This window comes from Streptomyces sp. NPDC049887, from assembly GCF_040656535.1.
Classification (GTDB): Bacteria; Actinomycetota; Actinomycetes; order Streptomycetales; family Streptomycetaceae; genus Streptomyces.
Genome location: NZ_JBFAMM010000031.1, coordinates 13625 through 39831 on the forward strand (window position 1 = coordinate 13625; position 26207 = coordinate 39831).

Here is a 26207-nt window from a genome sequence, read left to right on the forward strand (position 1 = left end):
GGTAACAACAACGGCCGTAACGACCAGTGGGGCAACAACAACGGTCGCAACAATCAGGGCGGTAACAACAACGGTCGCAACGACCAGGGCGGTAACAACAACGGTCGCAACGACCAGGGCGGTAACAACAACGGCCGCAACGACCAGGGCGGCAACAACAACGGCCGGAACAACAACGGCCGCAACGACCAGGGCGGCAACAACAACGGCCGTGGCAACGAAGGCCGCAACGACAACCGCCGGAACGACAACGGCCACAACGACAACCGTCGCAACGACCGCGACCGCTTCAACAACTTCCGGGGCGGGGAGGGCGTCGCCGTCGCCACGGCCCGCATCTTCGACCGTGCGACCCCGGGCCAGTACAACCTGGCCGTCCGCTGCCACGACAGCAACCGGATCGCGACACGCACCTTCATCGTGCTCTCGGGACGCGGCGCCCAGGGTGGTCTCGGTGGCTCGCAGGGCCCTTCCAGTGCCGAGATGGCCGTGGGTGGCGGTCTGGTCGCCACGGCAGCCGTCGGTGGAGCCGTCTACCTCTTCCGGCGTCGCCGCGGCATGAGCGGCGGAGAGGCCTGAACGGCCGAACCTGCCCGCCGGCCTTCACCGCCCGTCGCCCCGAGTCGTCCTGAACCAGGACGACTCGGGGCGACGGGCATTGCGGCACGGAACGGGACGGGCGCCGGCAGCGGGAGGTCAGTGCAGCCGGCTGCCCGAGCGGCGGCGCACCACATAGACGACGCCGCCGGACGCTGCCAGGACGAGTACGACGCCTGCGGCGATCTCCGCCGCGTTCATACCACCGATGCTGCCGCCCAGACCGCCCTTGACGCCCTGCGGCTGAGGTGCGGCCGTGCTCGTGGAGCGGATGGTGGGCGTGGCCGCCGCGCCACTGCCGCCGGAGATGGTGAGGTCCGTGGTGCCGGTCTGGTTGTTGCACGTGAACTGGACCGAGTACACGGCACCGCGCCGTGCGTCCAGGTCGACCCTCGCCGTTCCGGTCTGGCGGGGCGGGATGGTCACGGTGTCGAACACGCCCGACGAGGCCGTGGCCGTGGTGCTGCAGCCGGACACGCCCAGCGTGACGGTGCCGCCGGGGGCGACGGTCGAGGGGGTGACGGCGAACGAGAACGGCTGCTTGCGGACGCTGCCGCCGGCGCCGTCGGCGGTGTCGGCCGCCGCGGTGGGAAGGGTCAGGGCGAGGGCGGCCGCTCCCATGAGAGCGGCGGACGCGACGGGTATCGCGCGCATGGCAATCCTCCGGGTCCCCGAGGAGCAGTTGCGGAAGGGTTTTCCACAAGGTCAGGGAATGCACCTCGATGTCCGAAACGCTAGAAGTGCGCATTCACCCCCGCGATCTCAGACGGGCGAATGGGGCACGCTTGTCCCCCGGGTGGCGCACCGGCGGTTCCCCCGGCTTGCGCCACCCGGAGATGTCGTGCTCAGCCGAGGACGTGTGGGAAGAGTTCCGTGAACGGTCCGGGAGCGGCTGAGGGGCCACGTCCGAACGGCGCGTCGAAATCCCAGATCAGGAAGAGCAGGAATGCGATCAGCGCGCTGAAGAGACCCGCCAGCAGCAGTTCCCTGAACGTGCGGCGGATCTGCAGGGTGAAGATCAGGCCGACGGTGACCACGGCACCCGCGACCAGGCCGAACCACACCACCCCGGGCATCGTCGCCTCGGCGCCCTGCCCCCGGGCCCCACGGGCGTCGTCGACCGCCGCCACCTGGTCGACGAGGGGTTGGTACGCCTGACCTTCGTGGTCGTTCCTGGGTACGTAGTCCGTCACGTCCCTGCGCACCTGTTCGAGCAGCCGTGCGCCCTTCTCCGTCAGTTCGCCCTTCTCGACCATGTGGCGCCACTCCGTGTCCACGACGTGCGAGACATAGGCGTCGACGCTGTCCCGGATCCGGGTGCGTGCCTCGGCCGGGTAGACCTCGGCGCGCGCACTCACCTCGTGCAGTGCCTGGGCCTCCTGGCGTACCGAGTCCTCAGCCGCGCCGCGCGCCTCCCAGACGCCCGCGATGGCCAGGCCGAGGACGATCGCGTACACCACGCCGATCATCATCGTCATGTACTCGATGACGTCCGGGGTCTCCGACGGATCGTCGTCGTCACCGACCCGCCGCTGGTTGATGACGGTGATGGCGAGGACGACCGCACACGCCGCGGCCATGGCGAGGGACAGTACGACCCACTCCGACAAGTGAACCTCCGGGAGCTAGCGGGATCGGGGGCGAAGGAACGCCGCGGCGAGCACGGCGGGGGCGGTCACCAGGAGCGTGAGGGAGACCAGCGAGGGTCCGCCTCGCGGCTCCTCGCGCTGGGGCTTTCGGTAGTGGGGGAGGGCGACCGGGGTCGGCCGCGGCGGTGCGGGGCGGGCCTTCGGGCGCGGGGAAGGCGGTGGTGGTGGCGGTGGGGGAGCGGGCTCGATCCGGAGCGGCGCGGGTGCCGGTGGCGGCGGTGGAGGTGGTGGCGGCGGTGGAGGTGGTGGAGGTGGTGGTGGAGGCGGTGGTGGGGGAGGAGGGGGTGGCGGAGGCGGTGGCGGCGGTTCGGGCGCGGGGACCGGGCCCGCCGTGCAGTGGGCGCCGCCGGCGATCGCGACGGAGGAGTCCGGCCCGTTCGGCCCGCCGGGGCCGATCGAGGCGTACGAGCAGGAGTCGGCCGCGGCGGGCAGGGGAGCCGTCAGCAGCCAGGCGAGTGCGGCGGCCGACAGCAGCCGCGCGACGAGCGATCCGTACACGCCGGTGAGCATGATCCATGCGAGGTCCGGACACGCCCCAACGGACGACGATTCGCCTGATGGTGGGGATGTCCGGCAATCGTGTTTACCGCCCCGCGAAGATTTTTTCCGCCGGTCGTTGAACACACCCCGCCTCGCCGCGCGTACCTAGGGCCATGAACGGCGCACCAAGGGCGCCACAACGGACACCGGGCTACGGGAGTTGACATGAAGACCTGGCGGAACGCCTCGCTCGCGGTGACCGCGGCGGCCGTACTCGCGCTGACGACGGCGTGCGGTCAGGAGACGGAGGCGCAGCCGAACGGCCAGGCCGTCGGAGCGGTCAACCCCGCCGGGCAACCGGCCGCCAACAGTGGCTACGGAGCCGGGTACGGTGGTGGTGCGGACGCCGGCGCCGCGGCCGCCAAGCCGAGGACGGCGGGCCAACTCGCCGTGTGGGAGAGCAAGAAGCTCGGCGAGGTGCTCACCGACAGCGACGGCCTGACCCTCTACCGCTTCGACAAGGACTCCGTCGACCCGGTGACGTCCAACTGCAACGGAGACTGCGCGAAGGCGTGGCCGGTGGTGGCCGCGGGCGATGTCACGCCGGCCCCGGGCACCGACGCCTCGCTGATCGGCTCGGTCACCCGTGCCGACGGCACCAAGCAGCTCACCGTCGGCGGCTGGCCGATGTACCGCTATGCGAAGGACAAGAAGCCCGGCGACGCCAACGGACAGGGAGTCGGCGGCACCTGGTTCGCCTCGGCGCCCGACGGGAAGAAGGCGGCGCTCGGCGGAGGTGGCGGCGAGGAAGCCGGCGGCGGCCAGGTGGCCGGCGGCGGTTCCACCGACCTCGCCGGTCTCTCCGTCCGCAAGGACCCGAAGCTCGGCGAGATCGTCGTCGACAAGAACGGAATGACCGTCTACCGCTTCACCAAGGACTCGGCCTGGCCGATGAAGACCGCCTGCACGGGCGCCTGCCTGGAGAAATGGCCGGTCGTCGCGCCCGTCGACAAGAACGACACCGAAGGCATTCTGAAGAAGGGCTTCGTCACCTTCGACCGTCCCGACGGAATCAAGCAGCAGACCATCGACTGCTGGCCGATCTACACCTTCGCGGGCGACAAGAAGCCCGGCGACACCAACGGTCAGGGAGTGGGCGGTACCTGGTTCGCAGTGTCGCCCCAGGGCAAGCCGGTCGGAGCGCCCAAGTAGGTCCCCACGCAGTGCCTCCGGCCACCGGCCCGCCGTCACGCCCCCCGCGTGCGGCGGGTCGGCTGTTTGCGGTGGTTCCTGCCAGCAGGTGCCGGTGGCGTGTGACCAAGAACGGACCGTTAATTTCCGTTTCTGCTCGCTCTCTTGGCGGGCGATCAGTAGCCTCGGCTCGAACACCGGCCGTGCGAATGGCCGTTAATCCCCGTGGCGACTTGTTGGAGACATCAATGGAGCGTCCCGCCTGGGCCCCGCCGGGCATCGACATCTCGGTGCCGAGCGTGTCCCGCATTTACGACTACTACCTGGGCGGCTCGCACAACTTCGAGGTCGACCGTGAAGCCGCCCGGAGGGCCATGCAGTTCCTGCCGGGCCTCCCCAAGATCATGCAGGCGAACCGCGCCTTTATGCGCCGTGCCGTACGCTACGCCGTGAGCGAGGGCGTCAACCAGTTCCTGGACATCGGATCCGGCATACCGACCTTCGGCAACACCCACGAGGTCGCGCAGAAGGCCGACCCCGAGGCGCGGGTGGTGTACGTCGACCACGACCCGGTCGCCGTCGCCCACAGCCGGGCGGTGCTGGAGGGGAACGAGCGGGCCGGGATCGTCCAGGCCGACCTGCGCAAGCCGGCCGACATCCTCGGGGACTCCGAGACCATCCGGCTGCTGGACCTCGAACGGCCCGTGGCCCTGCTGCTCGTGGCCGTCCTCCACTTCCTGGAGGACTCCGACGACCCGCAGCGGTCCGTCGCCGCTCTGCGGGACGCGCTCGCCCCCGGCAGCCTCGTCGTCGTCACCCACGCCTCGTACGAGGGCATTCCGCTGCCCAAGGAGCAGGCGGGCGGCGCCGTCGGGGTCTACGAGGACATCCGCAACCCGCTCGTGATGCGTTCGCGGGAGGAGATCGCACGGTTCTTCGACGGGTTCGAGACGGTCGAGCCCGGACTGGTGTCGATGCCGGACTGGCGACCTGAGACACCGGACGCACAGGAGGACCCGTACGCGTTCTCCGGTTACGCAGGGGTGGGGCGCAAGGCGTGATGACGCCGTCGCAGGCAGCGGGCTCGGCGGCGGGCCCGGACGACCTGGAGGACAGGCTCAGACGGTTCGCGACCATCTGGAGCCGGGCGATCTTCCCGGTCACCGCCACGTCGCTGACCCGTCCCGAGTTCGAAGGGCATCTACTGCCGCTGGCCCGGCAGTTGAGCGATACGCTGCACACGCGGCCGTTCGATCCGGCTGCCGCCCAGCGGGTCGGTGCCGCCCTCGTCGACGCCCACTGCACGGACCCGGACGCCCTCAGCCGAACGCTCGGCGTCATCGACGCCTACCTGGTCCTGTACTGCGGGAACGACCAGGAGCCCGCCGACGACAGCCGGGCCCGCTGCGCCAGACTGCAGCACGCTCTCGCCGCCGGGTACGCCCTCGCGCTGCGGGAGCGCACCCTCACCGAGCAGGAGGCCATCGCGCGGTCGGCGCTGGCGGCACGCAGCGTGGCCATGGAGGCCCTGCACGCCACCGAGACGCGCTTCCGCGCCGTGTTCGAGGACGCGGCGATCGGAATCGGCATCGCCGACCTGGACGGCAACGTCCTGGAGGTCAACGACACGCTCACCCGGATGTTCGGCGGACTGGAGCACCACGTACGCGGACGCAAGGTCAACGAATGGGCACACCCGGAGGACCGCCCGCAGACCTGGAACATGTACGAAGAGCTCGTACGCGGCGAGCGCGACCACTACCGCGTCGAGAAGCCCTTCTACCGCAACGACGGCACGGTGCTCTGGACGAACCTCACCGTCTCGCTGCTGCGGGACGCCGACGGTGTGCCCCAGTACCAGCTGGCGCTGATGGAGGACACCACCGAACGGCGGCTGCTCAACCTCCGGCTGAGGTACGAGGCGACCCACGACGCGCTCACCGGGCTGCCCAACCGGACCCTGTTCTTCGAGCGGCTGGAGAAGGCGCTGGCCGCGGGTGAGGGGGCCCGATTCGGGCTCTGCTACCTCGACCTCGACGGCTTCAAGGCGATCAACGACAGCCTCGGCCACTCGGCGGGCGACCGACTCCTCGTCGAGGTCGCCGACCGGCTGCAGAGCTGCGCCACCGCCCCCGGGGAGATGGTGGCCAGGCTCGGCGGCGACGAGTTCGTCGCTCTGACGACCGGCCGGGAGACCCAGTGCGAGGTGAGCGAACTCGCCGGCCGGATCCTCGCCGCGCTGGCCGCGCCCATCACCCTCGAGGGCCGGGAGATCAGCGTTCGGGGCAGCATCGGGATCGTCGAGGGACCGGCCGGGGAGCGTACCTCGGCGGAGGTGCTGCGCAGCGCGGACATCACCATGTACCGGGCCAAGTCCGCGGGTGGGAACCGCTTCGAGCTCGCCGACCCGGAGGCGGACGCCCGCGCGATCACCCGGCACGGGCTGACCACCGCGCTCCCCGCGGCCCTGGAGCGGGGCGAGTTCTTCATCGAGTACCAGCCGCTGGTGCACCTCGGCGACGGCCGGGTGCACGGTGCGGAGGCGCTGGTGCGCTGGTCGCACCCGCAGCACGGGGTCCTCGGGCCGGACCACTTCATCCCGCTCGCCGAACACACCGGGCTGATCGTGCCGCTGGGCCGGTGGGTCCTGCAGGAGGCCGTGCGGCAGGCGCGATACTGGCACGAGCAGGCCGAACCGGGTTGTTCCGCACCACCGTTGCGGATCAACGTCAATCTGTCCCCGACCCAGCTGCACCACCCTGGCCTGGTCGCCGACACCGTGGACGTACTGGAGCGCTCGGGCCTGCCGCCCGGCGCGCTGTGCCTGGAGGTCACCGAGTCCGCGCTGATCGGAGCCGACGAGGACCTGCTCAAGCCGCTGCGGCAACTCGCCGAGATGGGCGTGGACATCGCGCTCGACGACTTCGGCACGGGCTACTCGAACCTCGCCAACCTGCGGCGGCTCCCGGTGAGCGTGCTGAAGCTGGACCGCTCCTTCACCCAGGGGATGCAGCAGCACCCGGCGGATCCGGTCGACCGGAAGATCGTCGAGGGCATCGTCTCGCTGGCCCACAGCCTGGAGCTGGCGGTGACGGTCGAGGGTGTGGAGACCGGCGTCCAGGCCGAGCAACTGCGAGAGCTGGGCTGTGACACGGCGCAGGGCTGGTACTACGCCCGGCCCGGCCCGCCGGACCGTCTGCACACGCTGTCGCTCGCGGACGCGGTGTAGCCGTTGCCGCGCCGGACCGCCGCGGGACCCCGACCGGGGCGGCGTGCGAGAGGGGAGCCCCCGGGAGCGGGGAGGATCAGGCGTCGAAACGGCCGCGGGAGGCTTCGATGTGCCCGAGGTACCGGTGGGTCCAGTCGCACATCGTGTCAACGGTGTGCCGCAGGGCCAGCCCCGGCTCGGTGAGGCTGTACTCGACCCGCGGCGGCACGGTGGGGTGCACTTTGCGGTCGGCCAGGCCGTTGCGCTCCAGCATGCGCAGGTTCTGGGTGAGCATCTTGTGGCTGATGCCCTCCACCTCGTCGCGCAGTTCACCGAAGCGCAGAGTGCGCTCACCCAGGGCCTCGATGATCAGGAGCGCCCACTTGTTGGCGACGTCCGCGAATATCTCCCGTGCCAGGGAGTCCGCGCGCCGGAGGTCCGCCTCGTCGGGCGAGCCCGTGAACTGCTTGGTCACCATCGGGTTCCCCAGTCACTGAAAAGTGCGTTCTTCCATGTCAGGGGCCAGTCTCCTACGGTTACCGAGTAACCACAAGAGACCGAGGGTGCCCTGTCCGGTGGACCCGGGCCAGGGCGCCCTCGTGAGTCAGGACAAGGAGGCGGGCAGCATGGCCGTCAGACTGGTGAACCCCGGCGGACTGCCGGAGATCGACGCCTACCGTCAGGTGTCGGTCGCGTCCGGGCCGAAACTGGTGCTCGTCGCCGGACAGGTCGCCTGGGACGCCGACGGGGTCACGGTCGGGGAAGGAGATCTCGCCGCCCAGGTCGAGCAGTGCTACCTCAACGTCGGCACCGCGCTGGCCGGGGTCGGGGCCTCGTTCGACGACGTGGCGAAGCTGACGGTGTACGTCGTCGACTGGACCCCCGACAAGATGCCGCTGCTCATGGAGGGCGTCGCCCGGGCGGCCGCGAAGCTCGGGGTCACCCCCGTGCCGCCCGCCACCCTGCTGGGCGTCGCGGCCCTGGACGTGCCCGAGCACCTGGTCGAGATCGAAGCCACCGCGATGATCGACTGAGCAGCGGCAGCGGCAGCGGCAGCGGCAGTGGGGTGAGGGCGGGGAGCGGGAACCGTGAGCCGGCACGTCATGCGTCGGTGGCGGCCGGCTGCTGCCGAGCAGCCGCCCGCGTCCGCAGGAGCAGGCGCTGGAGTTCACGGGCGGCACGCGGCGGCGCAACGTCGCTGCGGTGGGCCAGCGCGATCGTACGGCGCAGGCCGGGGCGGGCGAGGGCGGTGACCCGGAGGTCGCGGCCCGCCTGCGCCGCGACCATGCGGGGGACGACCGCCAGGCCGAGCCCGGCCCTTACGAAGCCGAGCACCGCGTCCATCTCCCCGCCCTCCACCGTGAACGCCGGCTCGAAGCCCTCCGCGCGGCACGCGGCCACCGTGAGCTCACGCAGGTCGTAGCCGTGCCGGAACATCACCAGCGGCTCGCCCTGGAGGTCCGCGATCCGCACCGGCCGGCGCGGTGCCCGGGACGCCGCCGAGGAGACCACCACCAGGTCCTCCTGGAGCAGCTCCACCGTCGTCAGCGCCGGAGACGGAGTCGGCAGTGGCAGCACCACCAGAGCCAGGTCGAGCGCGCCGCGAGCCAGCTCCCGTACCAGGTCGTGCGAGCCGCTCTCCTCGACCAGCAACTCGATCCCCGGGTGGAGATCGTGGAAGACCCGGAGCACGTCCGGGAGCAGACCCGTGCACACACTCGGCGTCGCCCCCAGCCGCACCCGCCCTCGGCGCAGCTGTGCCAGCTCCTGCACCTCGTGCCGGGCGGTGTCCGCGTCGGCGAGGATCCGCCGGGCCAGCGGCAGCAGCGCCTCGCCCGCGTCGGTGAGGGCGATGTTGCCTCGGGCCCGGCTGAACAGCTCGGCCCCCAGCTCCTTCTCCAGCGACCGGATCTGCTGCGACAACGAGGGCTGGGAGACGTGCACCCGCTCCGCGGCCCGGGTGAAGTGCCGGGCCTCCGCGACGGCCACGAAGTACTGGAGCTGCTGGAACTGCATGTGCTACACGATAGCCCCTGGCTATCGAGATCAGCCGGACCATGTCTTGGACCTCTCGACAGCTCGACGCCTAACGTCTGTTTCCATGGCTCTGGCAACGCGGACGGACCGACGGCCGTCCATGACGCGCACGCTCTGGGGATCGACCGTCGGCAAGAAGACGGTGATGGCCGTGACCGGCCTGGTCATGCTCGGCTACCTGGTCGTCCACATGCTGGGCAACCTCAAGATCTTCTTCGGTTCCGGCGAGTTCAACGGCTACGCCCACTGGCTGCGCACCCTGGGCGAGCCCTTCCTCCACCACGAGTGGGCGCTCTGGATCGTCCGCGTCGTCCTCCTCGCCGCCGTCGTACTGCACGGCGTGTCGGCGTACCAGCTCAGCCGGCGGGACATCCGGGCCCGCCCGAGCAAGTACGTCCACAAGCGCCGGCGCGCGAGCTACGCCACCCGCACCATGCGCTGGGGCGGCATCATCCTCGGGCTGTTCATCGTCTGGCACCTGCTGGACCTGACCACGCTCACCGTCAACGAGAACGCCCAGCCGGGCAGGCCCTACGAGAACGTCGTCGCGACCTTCTCCACCCCCTACGGCAACGCCGTCTACCTCACCGCGATGCTCGCCCTCGGCCTGCACGTCCGCCACGGGTTCTGGAGCGCCGCCCAGACCATCGGCGCGGGCAGCGTACGCCGCGACCGCGCCCTCAAGGCGGCGGCCAACGGCCTTGCGCTGGTGCTGACGCTGGGCTTCGTCTCGGTACCCGTCGCCGTCATGACCGGAGTCGTGAGCTGACATGAGTTACCCCAACTACCGGACCGGCGCGCCCATCGCCGACACCAGGGCGCCCGACGGTCCCATCGCCGACCGCTGGGACCGCCGCCGCTTCGAGGCCAAACTGGTCAACCCGGCCAACCGGCGCAAGCACACCGTGATCGTCGTCGGCACGGGCCTCGCCGGCGGCTCGGCCGGCGCGACCCTCGCCGAACAGGGCTACCACGTGGTCCAGTTCTGCTACCAGGACTCCCCGCGCCGAGCCCACTCCATCGCCGCCCAGGGCGGCATCAACGCGGCCAAGAACTACCGCAACGACGGCGACTCCGTCCACCGCCTCTTCTACGACACCGTCAAGGGCGGCGACTTCCGGGCACGGGAGTCCAACGTCCACCGGCTCGCCCAGATCTCCGTCGAGATCATCGACCAGTGCGTCGCCCAGGGAGTGCCCTTCGCCCGGGAGTACGGCGGTCTGCTGGACACCCGCTCCTTCGGCGGCGTCCAGGTCTCCCGTACGTTCTACGCCCGCGGCCAGACCGGCCAGCAACTGCTGCTCGGCGCCTACCAGGCGCTGTCCCGGCAGATCGCGGCGGGCAACGTCGAGATGCACCCGCGCACCGAGATGCTGGACCTGATCGTCGTCGACGGGCGGGCCCGCGGCATCGTGGCCCGTGACCTGGTCACGGGCCGGGTCGACGCGTTCTTCGCCGACGCCGTCGTCCTGGCCAGCGGCGGCTACGGCAACGTCTTCTACCTGTCGACGAACGCGATGAACTCCAACGCCACCGCCGTCTGGCGGGCCCACCGGCGCGGCGCCTACTTCGCCAACCCCTGCTTCACCCAGATCCACCCCACCTGCATCCCGCGCACCGGCGACCACCAGTCCAAGCTGACGCTGATGAGCGAATCGCTGCGCAACGACGGCCGGATCTGGGTGCCGAAGGCCAAGGGCGACACCCGCCCCGCCGGCGAGATCCCCGAGGACGAGCGCGACTACTACCTCGAGCGCATCTACCCGTCCTTCGGCAACCTCGTCCCACGCGACATCGCCTCCCGCGCGGCGAAGAACGTCTGCGACGAGGGCCGCGGTGTCGGCCCCGGCGGCCAGGGCGTGTACCTCGACTTCGCGGACGCGATCCGCCGCATGGGCCGGGCCGAGGTCGAGGAGAAGTACGGCAACCTCTTCGACATGTACGAGCGGATCACCGCGGAGAACCCGTACGAGGTGCCGATGCGGATCTATCCGGCCGTGCACTACACCATGGGCGGTCTGTGGGTCGACTACGACCTCCAGACCACCGTGCCCGGACTGTTCGCGATCGGCGAGGCCAACTTCTCCGACCACGGAGCCAACCGGCTCGGCGCCTCCGCGCTGATGCAGGGCCTCGCCGACGGCTACTTCGTCCTGCCGTCGACCGTCAACGACTATCTGGCCCGCCACCCGCACGCGGAGGCCGTGGACGCGGAGCACCCCGCGGTCGCGGCGGCGCTCGCCGAGACCGAGGACCGGCTGAACCTGCTGCTCTCCGTCGGCGGGGACCGTACGCCGGACTCGTTCCACCGCGAGATCGGCGAGCTGATGTGGGAGTTCTGCGGTATGGCCCGCACCGGCGCCGGGCTGCGCAAGGCACTCGACCGGATCCCGCGGATACGCGAGGAGTTCTGGCGCCGGATCAAGGTGCCCGGTACGGGGGAGGAGCTCAACCAGTCGCTGGAGAAGGCGAACCGTGTCGTCGACTACCTGGAACTGGCCGAGCTGATGTGCCTCGACGCACTGCACCGGTCGGAGTCCTGCGGCGGCCACTTCCGGGAGGAGTCCCAGACCGCGGACGGCGAGGCGGAGCGCAGGGACGAGGAGTTCTCCTACGCCGCCGCCTGGGAGTTCACCCGCACCGGCGCCGCGCCCGTCCTGCACAAGGAAGACCTCGTCTTCGAGTACGTCCACCCCACCCAGCGGAGCTACGCATGAAGCTCAGACTGCGCGTCTGGCGCCAGAAGAACGCCGACGCACCCGGCGCCATGGTCACCTACGAGGTCGACGGCGTCTCCCAGGACATGTCGTTCCTGGAGATGCTCGACACCCTCAACGAGGAACTCCTCCTGAGCGGGGAGGAGCCGATCGCCTTCGACCACGACTGCCGTGAGGGCATCTGCGGGGCCTGCTCGCTGGTCATCAACGGCGACGCGCACGGCCCGGAACGCACCACCACCTGCCAGCTCCACATGCGCTCGTTCGAGGACGGCGACACGATCGACGTCGAGCCGTGGCGCGCCTCCGCCTTCCCGGTGGTGAGGGACCTGGTCGTGGACCGTTCGGCCTTCGACCGGATCATCCAGGCCGGCGGCTACGTCTCCGTCCCGACCGGCTCCGCGCCGGAGGCGCACGCCGTGCCGGTCCCCAAGGCCGACGCCGACTCCGCCTTCGAGCACGCCGAATGCATCGGCTGCGGGGCGTGTGTGGCAGCCTGCCCCAACGGCTCGGCGATGCTCTTCACCTCGGCGAAGATCAACCATCTCAATGTGCTCCCGCAGGGCGCGCCGGAACGCGAGACCCGGGTCCTCGACATGGTCGCGGCCATGGACGACGAGGGTTTCGGCGGCTGCACCCTCACGGGCGAGTGCGCGACGGCCTGCCCGAAGGGCATCCCGCTCCCGTCGATCACCGCGATGAACCGCGAGTGGCTGCGCGCCGCGCGCAAGGTGAAGCGGTAGGGGCGGGAGCGCCGCCCGCACCGGGTGGTGCGTGCACCCGGCCGGGCACCACGCGGCCCGCGGGGCGGCCGGGGTGCGGGCGGCAGACCACCGCCCCGGCCCAGCCCGGCGGAGTGTCCGCGCGGGGCGCGCGTCAGTCCGTGAAGGACCCGTGACGGCCCGCGCCCTCGGCGAAGCGGTTCGCGCCCGACCGGGTCTCGCCGGCGGTCAGGGGCACGAGACCGTGCCGGTACTCGCGGGCGAGCGCCTCGGGTTCGGGCAGGCCGTGCTGTTCGAGTACGGACAGCCGGTCGTGGCGCAGGCACAGCCGGGGGAAGGCGGCGATCTCGTGGGCGAGCCGCTCGGCGGCGCGGCGGGACTCCCCGCGCGGGACGAGCCGGTTGGCGAGACCGATGTCGTGGGCCTCGGTCGCCGGCACGGGACGACCGGTGAGTACCAGGTCCATGGCCCGGCTCTCCCCGATGAGCCGCGGGAGCCGCACCGTGCCGCCGTCGATCAGCGGAACGCCCCAGCGGCGGCAGAACACCCCGAAGACCGCGTCCTGTTCGGCCACGCGCAGATCGCACCAGAGGGCGAGCTCCAGGCCGCCTGCCACGGCGTGGCCGGAGACCGCGGCGATCACGGGCTTGCTCAGCCGCATCCGGGTCGGGCCCATCGGGCCGTCGCCGTCAGCGGTGACCGTGTTGCCGCGCTCGCCGCCGACGGCCTTGAGGTCGGCGCCCGCGCAGAACGTGCCGCCCTCGCCCCACAGCACGGCGACCGCGGCGTCCTCGTCCGCCTCGAACCGCCGGAAAGCGTCGGCCAGCAGTGCCGCGGTCGGGCCGTCCACGGCGTTGCGCACCTCGGGGCGGTTCAGGACGACGGTGAGGACGGGGCCGTCGCGCTCGATCCGTACGGCCTGGTTGTCACCCATTGTTGGTCCTCTCGCCGATGTGCCCGCCCGGGCCCGGTCGAGGATCCTCCCGGGGCCCCGGCGGCGGCACAACCCCCGGGGACGATCGAGGCGCTTGCACGGGGGCGTTCAGGCTGATGCTCTTGGCATATTTTCCGGACAGATTTTCCCTGTGATGCCGGGCACGTCGGATGGCTGAGCCGTGAAGATCTTTCACACGACTGTCACATTCGGCCGCGCTTCTTGCGTCCAGAGGGTGCGCAAAGGCCGCAAACAGCAAGATCAACGCCGTTCAAACCTGCACTGTGTGTGGCGGGTTGTCCGTATGACGGCCAACCCGTCCCCCTCGACTACTGCCCTGCGCCGGGCGGCCTGTAGGCATGGTCGCGGCGCTTCCGGCCCGACCACCGGAACCGCCTTTCCACCACATCGACTTGGGGGTAAAGCATGTCCGGAATCACCCGCCGCCAGGCGCTGGGCGTCGCCGCGGGCGCCGCCGCCGGCCTCGCCGCGGCCGGTGCCGCGCACGCCGCGGTGCAGCGGACCGAACCGCGGGCGCACGGCGACCAGGGCGCCACCGCCGTACCGGGCTCGTTCGACGAGGTCTACAAGGGCCGCCGTATACAAGGCGGTCCCACGCACGACGGCGGTCACGGGGGCGGGCACCACGGCGGACACGGCGCCGGCTACACCGTCCGCATAGACGGCGAGGAGCTGCACGTCATGCGGAACGCGGACGGCACCTGGATCAGTGTCATCAACCACTACGAGCCACGGGCCACCCCGAAGGCTCTGGCCCGCGCGGCCGTCACCGAACTCCAGGGCGCCGCCCTCGTCCCGCTCGCCCTCGGCTGAACCGGAGCACCACCGCCATGACCGTACGCAAGAACCAGGCCCAGCTCACCGCCGACGAGAAGCGGCGTTTCGTCAACGCCCTGCTCGCCCTCAAGCGGAACGGGCAGTACGACTCCTTCGTCACCACACACAACGCCTTCATCATGAGCGACACCGACAACGGAGACCGCGTGGGTCACCGCTCGCCGTCGTTCCTCCCGTGGCACCGCAGATTCCTCATCCAGTTCGAGCAGGCACTGCAGTCCGTCGACCCGTCCGTGGCACTGCCCTACTGGGACTGGACGGCCGACCGCAGCACCGCCTCCTCGCTGTGGGCCGCCGACTTCCTCGGCGGCACCGGGCGCGCCCGTGACGGGCAGGTCATGGACGGACCCTTCGCGGCCGCGTCGGGCGGCTGGACCGTCAACGTCCGCGTCGACGGCCGCAACTTCCTCCGCCGCGCCCTGGGTTCGGGCGGCCGTCAGCTGCCGACCAGGGCCGAGGTCGACTCCGTCCTGGCGATGTCCACCTACGACGCCCCGCCGTGGAACAGTTCCTCGGACGGTTTCCGCAACCACCTCGAGGGCTGGCGCGGCGTCAATCTGCACAACCGCGTCCATGTGTGGGTCGGCGGCCAGATGGCGACCGGCGTCTCCCCGAACGACCCGGTCTTCTGGCTCCACCACGCCTTCATCGACAGGCTCTGGTCCGAGTGGCAGCGGCGCCACCCCGACTCCCCCTACCTGCCCGCCGCCGGCACTCCGAACGTCGTGGACCTCCGGGACACCATGCGCCCGTGGAACGACGTGACTCCGGCGGACATGCTCGACCACCGGCCGTACTACACGTACGACACGGCCGCCTGACACCGGTCGCCGGGCTCGGGCCCGGCTGACGCTGCCGTGGCGCCGGCCGGTGACCGCCCGTCACCGGCCGGCGCGCGAAACCCGGAACGTCCGGCAGCTCACCCGGGCTCTCGCTGTCCAGCCGGGCCCGGACGGACGGCGATCGCCCCCCGGGGACCCGTCCCGCGCAGGTCGGGAACGGGCTCCCTCGACGCCGGGAGGGCGGCCGGGAGCGGGCGCTATCGGCGCCCGAGCCAGTCCCCGTAGTACGTCGGGCCCAGGTCTGAGTCCTCCGGCGCGACCAGCACGTCCCCCGCCACCAGCGCGTACAGACCCGCCTCGTCGTCGGTGACCACGGTGCGCCCGTCGGGTCGGGCGGCCAGAGTGACACGTCCCAGCTCGTCCAGGGGGAACACCTCGGGGCCGCCGACGTTGCGGATGCCCTGCAACGGGGTGCCGGACGCGGCGCCCACGACCGCCGCGGACACATCGGAGGCGGCGATCGGCTGCAGGGGGGTTCGCGGCAGCCGGACGACGTCGCCGTCGGTCGTCCAGGACATGATCGGTTCGACGAACTCGAAGAACTGCGTCGCCCGCACGATCGAGTACGGGGTGCGCCCGCTCGCGACGACGTTCTCCTGTGCGGTCTTGGCCCGGAAGTAGTCGAGCTGGGGCACCCGGTCCACGCCGACGATCGAGAGAATCACCAGATGGCGGACGCCGGCCTCCTCGGCCGCGGCCCCGACCGCGTTCGCGGAGGTCTCGAAGAAGTCGATGGAGGAGGCGTCGAACACGGGGGAGTTCGTCAGGTTGATCACCACGTCGGAGCCGGAGAAGGCCTCCCGCAGGCCCTCGCCGCTGACCACGTCGACCCCGGTGGAGCGCGTGGCGGGTACGACGTCGTGCCCGGCCGCCGTCAGCCGCTCGACCGATCGGGAGCCGATCCGGCCGCTTGCCCCCAGGACTGTGAACTTCATGGCGCACCTTTCGTCGGCCGCTCCCGTCCCCGAGGCGTCACCGCGGCGACGGCTCGAAACGTCCGGCCTGTCGTCGACCGGGCCGACCCCTTGCGGGCCGAGCGGACGCCCGGCGCCGGGCCCTCGCCGCTCACAGGGGCCCGTCGGCGCCCCGACGCGCACTGCGCGGCCGGAGTTCGAGCGGCTCCCGACGGGAGCCGTCACCCGTGACCACCGTACGCCCCACCGCATGACGGCCGCAGTGCGGACGGAGGGGCCGGAGCGGGCCGATGACCGGAGGCAGCCGTCGGGCGGCGCCGGGAAGGAGTGACGGCGGTGCCGGCGACCGGGCGACGGGGGGTGGCGGGTCCGTGGACGGAGTAGTCTGACGTCGTACGCCTGTCCGCTTTCCGCGCGCCGCGCCGCGCCGGACCGCGGCAGGCGGTAGCCCGACTCACGCGACGAGACGACATCCGGGCCGGATCGGCCGAGGCGTTGTGCGTGGCGCGGCCACCCCTTGGCACGACGATCGGCTCTCCGTGCCGGCTCGCCCACACGGAGGTGGCGTGATGGCGAACGACGAGCCGGTGGCCGGAGCCCCGGCGCACCAGGGGCACCGGTCCGACGCGTGGAAGACCGCGGTCACCGTGCTCCAGGAGGCGAAACCGCCTTCCGTCCCCGAGGGTGCGCACGTCATGACCCTGCGGGTGGAGTTTCCTCCCGGGGACCCCGGCACACCGCCCCACCGGCACCTCGGACCTGCCTTCGGCTATGTGGTGGAGGGCGAGATGGTCTTCGAGCTGGAAGGGGAGCCCGAGAGGGTGGTCCGGGCGGGGGAGGCGTTCTGGGAGCCCGGCGGTGACGTGATCCACTACCAGGACGGCAACCACCGCGACGACGTGCCGGTCAGGTTCGTCGTCACGATGATGTGCGTCCCCGACAAGCCCATGCTCGTCCTCGTCGAGGAGGACGAACTGGAGCAGCGCAAGGACAGGCGGGCGCCCAGACCGTCCTGACGGCCGTTCGGTGTGCCGGTGGGCCGTACCCTTGGGGCCCGTGACGCAGCAGACGCAGACGAACCCGGGTGGCAGGCCGCTCGCGGTCTTCGACCTGGACGGGACCCTCGCCGAAACCGGCCACCGGCAGCACTTCCTGGAGCGCAGGCCGCGCGACTGGGCGGGCTTCTTCGCCGCGGCACCGGACGACGCACCGCTCCCGCAGGGGCTGCGACTGGTCGCGGAGGTCGCGGGGGAGTGCGAGGTGGGGTACCTCACCGGCCGTCCCGAGCGCTGCCGCGCGGACACCGTGGAGTGGTTGGAGCGCCACGGCCTGCCCCTCGGCAGCATCTGGATGAGGCGCGACCACGACCGCCGCCCGGCGCGTACGACCAAGCTGGAGGTCCTGCGGCGCCTCGGGCGCACCCGGGAGATCCGGATGCTCGTCGACGACGACGAACTCGTCTGCGACGCGGCGGAACACGCGGGATTCCGCGTCGTACGGGCCCGCTGGGCCACGACCTCCACGGCGGTGCGGGCGGCCCAGCAGACGCAGGGTCGTACCTGACGGAGGGTCGCACCCGGGACGTACCCGGGGCGTACACGACGGAGGCGACCGCCACACGGTCCGCGCGCACGGCCGGTCGTCCGGACCGGCGGCGCGGCGGCACACCGGCGCGCATCGCGCCCAGCCCGGCCACGTGGCGTGTGTCACGCAACCGGTCCGGTCGGTGGGGGCCCGTGGATCCATGAGGGTCCGTGCGGCCGGTCGGGTGACGGTGTCAGCCCGCGCCCTCCGCGTCCTCGATCCGGAACCCGACCTTCAGGCCGACCTGAAAGTGCTCGATCTCGCCGTTCGCGATGTTGCCGCGCACCTGTGTCACCTCGAACCAGTCGAGGCCGCGCAGTGTCTGCCCGGCTCGGGCGATGCCGTTCCGGATGGCCTGGTCGACGCCCTCGTGCGAAGTGCCGACGATCTCGGTGACCCGGTAGGTGTGGTGGGACATGAGGGCCGTTCTCCTCTCAGCCGTGTCGCTGGCTCCACTCCACCGTGCCCCAGCCCGTCCGGCTCCGCGAGACATCGGGACTTGACCCCCGAACTTGGTCCAGACCAAAATTCCACAGGCAACCGTCGCGAATCCCGTTCGTTCCCCCCATGTCGTGTGCACTTCCCCGTGCCCTCACGCAAAAGGTGACCTACGTGATGAACCGTTTCCTGGCCGGTGCCGTCGCCGCCGTGTCCGCAACCGCCCTCACGGCGTGCGGGCTTCTCCCGGGCGGCGGGTCCGGCGACCGTACGGTCACCGTCTGGCTGATGAAGGACAGCGTCTCCGACGACTTCCTCGAGCGTTTCGTCACCGAGTTCGAGCAGACCCACCCCGGAGTCCGGCTGGACGTCACCTTCCAGGAGTGGACCGGCATCGGGAAGAAGGTCCTCGCGGCGCTGGAGAGCGACGACGCCCCCGACGTCATCGAGGTCGGCAACACCCAGGTCGCCCAGTACGCCGAGAGTGAGGGGCTCCTCGATCTCACCCTGGAGTCCGTCCGCGACCTCGGCGGCGAGGACTGGCTGCCGGGGCTCGCCGAGCCGGGCCGGGTGCACGGTACGCAGTACGGCATCCCCTGGTACGCGGCCAACCGCGTCGTCGTCTACAACAAGGACCTCTTCAAGGAGGCCGGGATCGGCCGCCCTCCCAGGACCCGCGCCGAGTGGCTCGAGGACACCGAGAGGCTCAACACCGGGGGAACGCAGGGCATATACCTCTCCGGACAGGACTGGTACACCCTCGCCGGCTTCGTCTGGGACGAGGGCGGCGACCTCGCCGCCGACCGGGGCGGCGTCTGGCAGGGCACCCTGCACGAGCCCGCAGCCGTCCGCGGGATGACCTTCTACAAAAAGCTCCAGGCTCTCGGGGACGGGCCCGCTGACGCCGATGAGATGACCCCGCCGCAGACCGGGGTCTTCGCCGAGGGCGATGTCGCCCAGATCATCGCGACCCCGTCCGCCGCCACCCTGGTCGTGAAGGAGAACCCGGCGCTCGAAGGCAGGCTCGGCTTCTTCCCCGTCCCCGGGAAGTCCGCCGGGAAGCCCGGTGCCGTGTTCACCGGCGGCTCCGACCTGATCATCCCCGAGAAGGCCGGGGAGCGCGCCGCCGCGATCGAGGTGGTCAAGGCGCTGGCGGGGGAACGCTGGCAGACCGATCTCGCGAGGACCATGAGCTACGTGCCCAACAAGACCGGCCTCGCCTCCGTCGTCGAGGGCCAGGAGGGCACCGCCGCGATGGCCGCCGGTGCCGCACAGGGACGGGCCACGCCGAACTCGCCGCAGTGGGCCGAGGTCGAGGAGGACAACCCGATCAAGCCGTACATGACCGCGGTGCTGGGCGGCGCCGAACCCGCCACCGCGGGCCTGGCCGCCTCCGAGCGCATCACCGCCGCCCTCGCCGGCAGCTGAGCCGGGCCCCTCGTCCCCCGATCCCGCGTCGGCCGGGTCCGCCGTGCGACAAGGACCCGGCGCATCCGCCGCACCACGAGAGGGGAGGATCGCCGCGAACGTCATCGCCAGGTCCGCACCGGCCACCGTCGCCGCGGGCGTGCTCACCCTCGAAGGCGCGGCGGTCGCCGGCGCACAGGCGAAGACGGCAGCGCCCACGCGCGCCGTGGCCTCGCTGCCTGAGCCGAAGGCCCGCGCCGGGGACGTCGCTGCGGCCTCGCTGCCCGAGCCGAAGGCCGGTGCCCCGGACGGAGCGGTCGCGTCCGCGCCGGAGTCCGTCGCCGAGGCGCTCCCCCGGCCGAACGAGCCGAGGTGTGCCACGAAGCGGCCATCCCCCGCCGCTGTGCTTCCCCACCGCCCGCCGTCCCGCCCCCGTACGGGGAGGGCGGGCGTTAAGACGGCGCACATCCCCGCTCCGCACCGCCGTCATGTCGAATCCAGCCGGTCACGGAATTAGTTAGGGGCCGGACCGCCGCAGCCGAGGTCCGGTCCCACCGTTCCGGCAGAGGAGACCGCCATGCCCGCATCGCCAGCCGTCGTCCCCGCCCCCCTCGTGGCCACCGAACCCCGCTACGTGGTGTCGCTCGCCAGGGACCAGGAGGACGTACGGGCCGCGCAGCGGTTGCGCCACCAGGTGTTCGCCGGGGAGATGGGCGCCCGCCTCGAAGGCCCCGAACCCGGGCTGGACGTCGACGCCTTCGACGCGTACTGCGACCACATCCTGGTGCGCCACGAGGACACCGGCGAGGTCGTCGGCACCTACCGCGTGCTGACGCCCGAGCGCGCCCGGGTCGCCGGACGGCTCTACTCCGAGACCGAGTTCGACCTGTCCCGGCTCGCCCCCATCCGCGACGACCTGGTCGAGGTGGGCCGCTCCTGCGTCCACCCCGCCCACCGCAACGGTGCCGTCATCGCCCTCGTCTGGGCCGGGCTCGCCCGGTACATGACCCGCACCGGCCACACCTGGCTGTCCGGATGCTGCTCGGTGCCGCTCGCCGACGGCGGCGGGCTCGCGGCCGCGACCTGGGACGCCGTCAAGGCCAAGCACCTCGCGCCGGAGGACTACTGGGTCACTCCGCACAGGCTCTGGAGCGCCGACGGCATCGCCCGCCCCGAGGGCCGCACCGAGCTCCCGCCGCTGCTGCGGGGCTACCTCCGTCTCGGCGCCTGGATCTGCGGTGCGCCCGCCCACGACCCCGACTTCGGCGTCGCCGACCTCTACGTGCTGCTGTCACTGCGCCGTACCAACCCCCGCTACCTGCGCCACTTCCTCTCCCTGGCTCCGGTGAAATGAGCGTCTGGCTGCCCACCGCTCCCTGCACGCCCGCCGACTGCGCGTTCCCGCGGTGGCCGGCCGTGCGCCGGACCACCGCGGTCCTCCGCCTGGTCGCCGGTACGACGGCGGTCCTCGCGGGCGTCGTGCTCGCCCCGGCGGCGATCCCCCTGAGACCGGCCGGCCGCGCCCGTCTCGTCGGGCTGTGGTGCCGCGCGGTGATGCGGGCCTTCGGCGTACGGATCCGGGTGACGGGGGCCGTGCCGGGGCGGCGGGTGCCCGAGTGTTCCGGGCCGGGCACCCTCGTCGTCCCCAACCACATCTCCTGGCTGGACATCCCGCTCGTCGCCTCGGTCCTGCCGGGGCGGATGCTGGCCAAGCGCGAGGTGCGTCGGTGGCCCGTGCTCGGCCCGCTCGCCCGGTTCGGGGGCACCCTGTTCGTCGACCGCGACCGGCTGCGGGAACTCCCCGGCGTCGTCGCGGCCGTGGCCGGTGCGCTCCGGCGCGGTTCGCGGGTGATCGTCTTCCCCGAGGGCTCGACCTGGTGCGGCCGGGAGCGGGGCCGCTTCCGGCACGCCGCGTTCCAGGCGGCCCTGGATGCCGGCGCGGCCGTACAGCCCGTGCGGATCGCCTACCGGCCGGTGGGAGCGGCCGCGTTCGTCGGTGACGACGCGCTGGGCGCCTCGCTCTGGCGGGTCGCGGCCACCGCCGGGCTGACGGCGGAGATCACGGTCCTGCCGCCGATCCCCGCCTCCGCCCACCCCGACCGGCGGGCACTGGCCGGTGCCGCCCATCACGCCCTCGGTGGGGCGGCGGCGCCCCAGGGCGCCACCGCCCCGCACCAGGCGGTTCCAGGGCCCCGAAGGGGCCCCGTTCAGACCGCGGTCGACAGGGACAGCGCGAACCTGCCCTCGGGGTCCGTCCACCACTCGGTGAGCTTCATCCCGGCGGCCGCGAGCTCCGAACGAACCCCCTCCTGACGGAACTTCGCCGACACCTCCGTACGGATCTCCTCGCCCGTCTCGAACGGAACGACGAGGTCCAGCTCCCGGATCCGCACCTTCGTCGCCTCGCGTGCGCGCAGGCGCATCTCGATCCACTCCTCCCGCGCGTTCCAGACGGCCACGTGGTCGAAGCCGTCCAGCGGGAAGTCCGCGCCCAACTCCCGGTTGACCACGGCGAGCACGTTCTTGTTGAACTCCGCCGTGACGCCCGCCGCGTCGTCGTACGCGGCCACCAGCACCCCCTCGTCCTTCACGAGGTCCGTGCCGAGCAGCAGCGCGTCCCCGGGCGACAGGAGCGCGCGCACGGACCGCAGGAAGTCCGCGCGTTCGCCGGGCAGCAGATTGCCGATCGTGCCGCCGAGGAAGGCGACCAGTCGGGGGCCAGGGGTGTCCGGCAGAGCCAGTACCCGGGTGAAGTCCGCGACCAGCGCGTGCACATGGAGCCCGGGACGGTCCGCCGGCAGCGACTCGCCGGCCCCGGTCAGTGCGCTCTCGCTCACGTCCACGGGTACGTAGCTGTGCAGTTCCGGCAGGGCGTCCAGCAGGAAACGGGTCTTCTCCGACGAGCCGGAGCCGAGTTCCACCAGGGTGCGGGCGCCGGTCGCGGCGGCGATGTCCCGTGCCCGGCCGGCGAGGATCTCCCGCTCGGCACGCGTCGGGTAGTACTCGGGAAGCCGGGTGATCTCCTCGAACAGCTCGCTGCCGCGGGCGTCGTAGAACCACTTCGGCGGCAGCTCCTTGGGGCTGTGGGTCAGGCCGTGCTGCACATCGGCGCGCAGCGCGGCACTCGTGGCGTCCTCGGGCAGGGTGCGGGTCAGCTGGAACGGGCTCACGCGGACGGCTCCTTGAGCGGGGTCAGTAGTACGTCGGTGCGGGTCGCCGTGAGCAGCGCTCGGTCGGGTACCTCGCACCATCGGGGATCGTCGTCGTACGGCTCCGACGCCACGACCGTGCCCCGGCCGGGTTCGGCCAGGTACCAGAGCGTGTCGCCCCAGGCGGTCGCGGCGATCGTCACACCGTCGGTCAGCAGCAGGTTGAGCCGGGAGTCCGGCGCGGCCCGGGCCACGTCGAGCACGGTGTCGGCCACGGCCTGCCCCGGTTCGTCACCGTCCCGCAGCCGGTGCAGCACCAGCGCCCACACCAGGGCGGAGTCGCAGCGCGCCTCCAGCGACAGCAGTTCCGTCGCTGGCAGTGCGGCGGCGAGCGCGGCCACGCTGCCGGGCCAGCCCCGCACGGCGCCGTTGTGGCTGAACAGCCAGGGTCCGGCGGCGAACGGGGCGGCCGCCGCCTCGCCGTCCGCACCGGCCTCGGTGGCGTCGCGGACGGCGGCCAGCAGCGCCTCGCTGCGGACCACCCGGACGAGATCGGCGAAGGACGGATCGGCCCAGACCGGCCCGGCGCGCCGGTAGCGCGCCGGTACCGGGTCGCCCTCGGCGTACCAGCCCACCCCGAATCCGTCCGCGTTCACCGTCCCGTACCGCTGCCGGCGGGGCGCCCACGACTGCCGCAGCAGCGCGTGCGGAGGCCGAACCAGCAGCTCGCCCAGTCCCGTGGGCCGCCCCAGAAAGGCGATATGACGGCACATCAGACGTCCCGCGCGGTACGGAACCCGGAGAAGATCTGCCGGCGCACCGGAAGGTCCCAGTTGCGGAAGGTGCCCCGGCAGGCCACGGCGTCCACCGCGAACGAGCCGCCCCGCAGCACCTTGTACCCGGGGCCGAAGAACACCTCCGAGTACTCGCGGTAGGGGAACGCCGCGAAACCCGGGTACGGCAGGAAGTCGCTCGACGTCCACTCCCACACGTCGCCGATCAGCTGCCGCACCCCGAGCGGTGAGGCACCCTCCGGGTACGCCCCGGCGGGCGCGGGCCGCAGGTGCCGCTGCCCCAGGTTCGCCCGCTCGGGCGTCGGGTCCTCGTCGCCCCACGGATAGCGCCGTGAACGGCCGGACGCGGGGTCGTGCCGGGCGGCCTTCTCCCACTCGGCCTCCGTCGGCAGCCGCCGTCCCGCCCAGCGCGCGTAGGCGTCCGCCTCGTACCAGCTGACGTGCAGCACCGGTTCGTCCTCGGGCACCGGCTCGGTCACCCCGAACCGGCGGCGCAGCCACTCACCGCCCTCGCGCCGCCAGAACAGCGGTGCGCCGATGTGGTGCCTGCGGATCTGCTCCCAGCCCTCGGGCGCCCACCAGCGCTCGTCGGTGTAGCCGCCGTCCGCGACGAACGCCTGGAACGCGCCGTTGGTGACGGGGGTGGTGTCGATGTGGAACGCGTCCAGGTGGCGGTGGTGCGCGGGCCGTTCGTTGTCCAGCGCCCACGGCTCGGCGGAGGTGCCCATCGTGAACGGGCCCGCGGGCACCAGCACTTCGGCCGGCAGCCCGGCCGTGCCGCCGCCGGGTGGCTCCGGTGCGTCGAGCGCCGCCGGTCCGCGCCGCAACTGGTGGGTGATCAGCATCGTCTCGTCGTGCTGCTGCTCGTGCTGCGCGATCATCCCGAAGGCGAAGGCGGCGTCCACGAGCGGGCTGCCGTGCAGGGGGTGCGCCTCCAGGACGTCCAGCACCCGGCCGCGGATGTCGGAGGCGTACGTCCGGGACTCGGCGGGGGACAGCAGCGGCAGGGTCGGGCGCTCGGCACGCGGGTGCTCGAAGGCGTCGTACACCGAGTCGATCTCGGGCCGGATCGCGTCCCGTCCGGCGACGGCCCGCAGGAGCCACTGCTCCTCCTGGTTGCCGATGTGCGCCAGGTCCCAGACGAGTGGGGACATCAGGGGCGAGTGCTGGGCGGTGAGCTCGTCGTCCTCGACGCACTCCGTCAGCAGCCTGGTGCGGGCCCGGGCCGTGGTGAGCGCGTCCAGGGCGCGCTTCCTGAGCGCGTCGTCCGTGGCCACCGGGGTCTCGGTCATGAGCTGGTCTCCTTGCTGAGGAGCGAGAAGTCGTCGGCCGGGCAGCGGCCGGGCAGGACATGGCGCTCGTGGAAGGCGGCGACCGCGTCCCGTACGGCCTCCGAGGCGCCCAGCCGGGGCAGGGCCTCCAGGGCGACGGCGAAGCAGCTGACGGCCGCACCGTGCAGTTCGGGGTCGGTGAGTCCGTTGCGCGCGGCGCTCTGCCAGAGGGGGTTGCGGGGCGCGGGCCGGGCGCCGGCGGTCTCGGCGAGCGGCTTGACGGTGCGGTAGGCGGTCTCCGCGGCCTCCGGGTCGTCGAAGAGCGCCATGGTGACGGCGAGCGGAACCATCCACCCCGTCTCTCCCGACTGCGCGTCGATCATGCGCAGTTCGAGATGTCCGCGCGGTCGCACCGGCGGGAAGAGCGTGGTCATGTGGTACTCGAGGTCGGCGCGGGTGGGCGGCCGGGGCTTCCCGGACCGGATCCAGTGCCGGAACGTCAGTCCGTCCGGCACCGGCCAGGGCCCGTCCGCGGCCCGTATGCACATGACCGGAGTGTCCAGCACGTGTGCGGCCCAGGCTTCGCGCGGCGGTACGCCGGTGGGCGGTGCCAGGGCCCGCGCCGGGTCCAGGCCGGCCCAGAGCGACTGCCGGGTCGAGCGCCATCCGGTGGGTCCGCCCGCCCCGGCCGGGGAATTGGCGAAGGCCGCGACGAGCACCGCTCCCAGCAGGTGCGCCAGCTGCCAGCGGCGGCCGAGGCCGAGCGGGCCGGGCTCCTCGTACCCGGCGTCCAGGCACACCTGGACGGACGCGGAGGAGCACATCATGGACCGGCCGGCGGGGCCGGTGCGGTCGAGGCACGCCTCCATGGCGTCGTACCGCGGCTCGCGCAGCAGCCGGCGGGGTGGGTTCCAGGGGTCGTGACCGTAGCCGGTCAGAGTCAGCCCGGAGCGGGCGAGTGCGGTCCGGACGGTGGCCAGGTCGGCCGCCGTGGAGTCGATGCACTCCATCAGCGAAGCGGCGGGCGGCGAGCTGAGCTCCAGCTGCCCGCCCGGTTCGAAGGTGAGCGCCGAACCGAGCGCCAGGCTCCGGAGTCCGGCGAAGGCCCGGTCGAGACGGGCCTCGTCGACGGGCAGTTGCGGCAGGTGCAGGTCGTGCACGAGCCATTCCAGCTCCACGCCGACGGTGCGGGGTGGGCCCGTCTTGAAGCAGATACATCGGAGCAGTTCTTCGGCGTCGTCCTCGGTGAGCGGCGGGGTGCTGCCCCCGTGGCCGGGTGCTGCCATGATCGACTCCTCCTGTCGAAGGCGTTCCGTCCACCTAATGCCACCGCTGCGGTTCGCACAAGAGTGCCCCTCGAGCGGGGCGGCTCTGCTTCCGGCGAGGTGAGCGGGGCCATAACGGGCTTGCGGGGC

25 protein-coding genes and 1 pseudogene are annotated in these 26207 nt (G+C 72.1%); 15 read left to right on the top strand and 11 right to left on the bottom strand.

Going from position 1 to position 26207, the window contains the following annotated elements:
• Positions 1 to 306 precede the first annotated feature (306 nt).
• Positions 307 to 579, top strand: a pseudogene (locus AB0J10_RS28760) (hypothetical protein); the annotation flags it as partial.
• Between the two features lie 117 nt (positions 580 to 696).
• On the opposite strand, the gene AB0J10_RS28765 reads toward AB0J10_RS28760, so the two are convergent.
• The gene (locus AB0J10_RS28765; RefSeq protein ID WP_363065491.1) at positions 697 to 1251 is read right to left on the bottom strand and encodes a hypothetical protein; all 555 of its coding nucleotides are present in this window, start codon (positions 1249 to 1251) and stop codon (positions 697 to 699) included.
• 191 nt (positions 1252 to 1442) lie between these two features.
• A complete protein-coding gene (locus AB0J10_RS28770; protein ID WP_363065493.1) occupies positions 1443 to 2207 on the bottom strand; it encodes a hypothetical protein in 765 nt (254 codons plus the stop codon).
• 744 nt (positions 2208 to 2951) lie between these two features.
• Between AB0J10_RS28770 and AB0J10_RS28775 the strand changes: the two genes are divergently transcribed.
• The 3 genes from AB0J10_RS28775 to AB0J10_RS28785 all read left to right on the top strand — a co-directional run bounded on the left by AB0J10_RS28775 (position 2952) and on the right by AB0J10_RS28785 (position 7146).
• Complete coding sequence (locus AB0J10_RS28775; RefSeq protein WP_363065494.1) at positions 2952 to 3938, top strand: SCO0930 family lipoprotein; 987 nt, start codon at positions 2952 to 2954, stop codon at positions 3936 to 3938.
• Positions 3939 to 4165: 227 nt separating this feature from the next.
• Positions 4166 to 4978 carry an SAM-dependent methyltransferase gene (locus tag AB0J10_RS28780; protein WP_363065496.1) on the top strand — a complete coding sequence of 271 codons (813 nt, stop codon included), beginning with the start codon at positions 4166 to 4168 and terminating at the stop codon, positions 4976 to 4978.
• On the top strand, positions 4975 to 7146 hold the full coding sequence (locus AB0J10_RS28785) for an EAL domain-containing protein (RefSeq protein WP_363065498.1): 2172 nt from the start codon (positions 4975 to 4977) through the stop codon (positions 7144 to 7146). The genes AB0J10_RS28780 and AB0J10_RS28785 overlap by 4 nt, the downstream gene beginning before the upstream one ends.
• 76 nt (positions 7147 to 7222) lie before the next feature.
• Here the strand turns inward: AB0J10_RS28785 and AB0J10_RS28790 are convergent, their stop codons facing one another.
• Positions 7223 to 7603 carry a helix-turn-helix domain-containing protein gene (locus AB0J10_RS28790; protein WP_363065500.1) on the bottom strand — a complete coding sequence of 127 codons (381 nt, stop codon included), beginning with the start codon at positions 7601 to 7603 and terminating at the stop codon, positions 7223 to 7225.
• Between the two features lie 148 nt (positions 7604 to 7751).
• On the opposite strand from AB0J10_RS28790, the gene AB0J10_RS28795 reads away from it, so the two are divergent.
• On the top strand, positions 7752 to 8159 hold the full coding sequence (locus AB0J10_RS28795) for a RidA family protein (RefSeq protein WP_363065502.1): 408 nt from the start codon (positions 7752 to 7754) through the stop codon (positions 8157 to 8159).
• A 67-nt stretch (positions 8160 to 8226) separates the two neighbouring features.
• Here the strand turns inward: AB0J10_RS28795 and AB0J10_RS28800 are convergent, their stop codons facing one another.
• On the bottom strand, positions 8227 to 9141 hold the full coding sequence (locus tag AB0J10_RS28800; RefSeq protein WP_363065504.1) for a LysR substrate-binding domain-containing protein: 915 nt from the start codon (positions 9139 to 9141) through the stop codon (positions 8227 to 8229).
• An 85-nt stretch (positions 9142 to 9226) separates the two neighbouring features.
• Here AB0J10_RS28800 and AB0J10_RS28805 point away from each other — a divergent pair, with 85 nt between their 5' ends.
• Genes AB0J10_RS28805 through AB0J10_RS28815 form a run of 3 tightly spaced genes read left to right on the top strand, consistent with a single transcriptional unit; the run spans position 9227 to position 12622 of the window.
• Complete coding sequence (locus tag AB0J10_RS28805; RefSeq protein ID WP_363065506.1) at positions 9227 to 9931, top strand: succinate dehydrogenase; 705 nt, start codon at positions 9227 to 9229, stop codon at positions 9929 to 9931.
• A gap of 1 nt (position 9932) precedes the next feature.
• Complete coding sequence (locus AB0J10_RS28810; RefSeq protein WP_363065508.1) at positions 9933 to 11879, top strand: fumarate reductase/succinate dehydrogenase flavoprotein subunit; 1947 nt, start codon at positions 9933 to 9935, stop codon at positions 11877 to 11879.
• The gene (locus tag AB0J10_RS28815; RefSeq protein ID WP_363065510.1) at positions 11876 to 12622 is read left to right on the top strand and encodes a succinate dehydrogenase/fumarate reductase iron-sulfur subunit; all 747 of its coding nucleotides are present in this window, start codon (positions 11876 to 11878) and stop codon (positions 12620 to 12622) included. Before AB0J10_RS28810 ends, AB0J10_RS28815 begins: the two co-directional genes overlap by 4 nt.
• 133 nt (positions 12623 to 12755) lie before the next feature.
• On the opposite strand, the gene AB0J10_RS28820 is transcribed toward AB0J10_RS28815, so the two are convergent.
• Complete coding sequence (locus tag AB0J10_RS28820; protein ID WP_363065512.1) at positions 12756 to 13535, bottom strand: crotonase/enoyl-CoA hydratase family protein; 780 nt, start codon at positions 13533 to 13535, stop codon at positions 12756 to 12758.
• Positions 13536 to 13961: 426 nt separating this feature from the next.
• Here AB0J10_RS28820 and AB0J10_RS28825 point away from each other — a divergent pair, with 426 nt between their 5' ends.
• Both AB0J10_RS28825 and AB0J10_RS28830 read left to right on the top strand, forming a co-directional pair.
• Positions 13962 to 14369, top strand: a complete 408-nt coding sequence (locus tag AB0J10_RS28825) for a tyrosinase cofactor (protein ID WP_363065514.1) — start codon at positions 13962 to 13964, stop codon at positions 14367 to 14369.
• Positions 14370 to 14386: 17 nt separating this feature from the next.
• Positions 14387 to 15214, top strand: a complete 828-nt coding sequence (locus tag AB0J10_RS28830) for a tyrosinase family protein (RefSeq protein WP_363065516.1) — start codon at positions 14387 to 14389, stop codon at positions 15212 to 15214.
• 218 nt (positions 15215 to 15432) lie between these two features.
• On the opposite strand, the gene AB0J10_RS28835 is transcribed toward AB0J10_RS28830, so the two are convergent.
• Positions 15433 to 16170, bottom strand: coding sequence for an SDR family oxidoreductase (locus AB0J10_RS28835; protein ID WP_363065518.1), 738 nt, complete (start codon positions 16168 to 16170; stop codon positions 15433 to 15435).
• Between the two features lie 548 nt (positions 16171 to 16718).
• On the opposite strand from AB0J10_RS28835, the gene AB0J10_RS28840 reads away from it, so the two are divergent.
• A complete protein-coding gene (locus AB0J10_RS28840) occupies positions 16719 to 17165 on the top strand; it encodes a cupin domain-containing protein (RefSeq protein ID WP_363065520.1) in 447 nt (148 codons plus the stop codon).
• A 31-nt stretch (positions 17166 to 17196) separates the two neighbouring features.
• Positions 17197 to 17712 (top strand): hypothetical protein, encoded by a 516-nt coding sequence (locus AB0J10_RS28845; protein ID WP_363065522.1) that lies wholly within the window; start codon positions 17197 to 17199, stop codon positions 17710 to 17712.
• A gap of 214 nt (positions 17713 to 17926) precedes the next feature.
• Here the strand turns inward: AB0J10_RS28845 and AB0J10_RS28850 are convergent, their stop codons facing one another.
• Entirely contained in the window at positions 17927 to 18151 is a 225-nt protein-coding gene (locus AB0J10_RS28850; protein WP_362884466.1) for a dodecin, read from the bottom strand.
• Positions 18152 to 18345: 194 nt separating this feature from the next.
• Between AB0J10_RS28850 and AB0J10_RS28855 the strand changes: the two genes are divergently transcribed.
• The 3 genes from AB0J10_RS28855 (at position 18346) to AB0J10_RS28865 (ending at position 21891) form a co-directional block, all read left to right on the top strand.
• Entirely contained in the window at positions 18346 to 19599 is a 1254-nt protein-coding gene (locus AB0J10_RS28855; RefSeq protein WP_363065524.1) for an extracellular solute-binding protein, read from the top strand.
• 556 nt (positions 19600 to 20155) lie between these two features.
• On the top strand, positions 20156 to 20932 hold the full coding sequence (locus tag AB0J10_RS28860) for a GNAT family N-acyltransferase (protein ID WP_363065526.1): 777 nt from the start codon (positions 20156 to 20158) through the stop codon (positions 20930 to 20932).
• Positions 20929 to 21891, top strand: coding sequence for a lysophospholipid acyltransferase family protein (locus AB0J10_RS28865; RefSeq protein WP_363065528.1), 963 nt, complete (start codon positions 20929 to 20931; stop codon positions 21889 to 21891). The genes AB0J10_RS28860 and AB0J10_RS28865 overlap by 4 nt, the downstream gene beginning before the upstream one ends.
• Here AB0J10_RS28865 and egtD read toward each other — a convergent pair.
• The 4 genes from egtD to egtA are packed head-to-tail and all read right to left on the bottom strand — an operon-like array spanning position 21786 to position 26078.
• The gene (gene egtD / locus AB0J10_RS28870; RefSeq protein WP_363065530.1) at positions 21786 to 22748 is read right to left on the bottom strand and encodes an L-histidine N(alpha)-methyltransferase; all 963 of its coding nucleotides are present in this window, start codon (positions 22746 to 22748) and stop codon (positions 21786 to 21788) included. The genes AB0J10_RS28865 and egtD overlap by 106 nt on opposite strands.
• Complete coding sequence (gene egtC, locus AB0J10_RS28875) at positions 22745 to 23500, bottom strand: ergothioneine biosynthesis protein EgtC (RefSeq protein ID WP_363065532.1); 756 nt, start codon at positions 23498 to 23500, stop codon at positions 22745 to 22747. The genes egtD and egtC overlap by 4 nt, the downstream gene beginning before the upstream one ends.
• Positions 23500 to 24813 (bottom strand): ergothioneine biosynthesis protein EgtB, encoded by a 1314-nt coding sequence (egtB, locus tag AB0J10_RS28880; protein WP_363065534.1) that lies wholly within the window; start codon positions 24811 to 24813, stop codon positions 23500 to 23502. Before egtB ends, egtC begins: the two co-directional genes overlap by 1 nt.
• Positions 24810 to 26078, bottom strand: a complete 1269-nt coding sequence (gene egtA / locus AB0J10_RS28885; RefSeq protein WP_363065536.1) for an ergothioneine biosynthesis glutamate--cysteine ligase EgtA — start codon at positions 26076 to 26078, stop codon at positions 24810 to 24812. The genes egtB and egtA overlap by 4 nt, the downstream gene beginning before the upstream one ends.
• Positions 26079 to 26207: the final 129 nt, after the last annotated feature.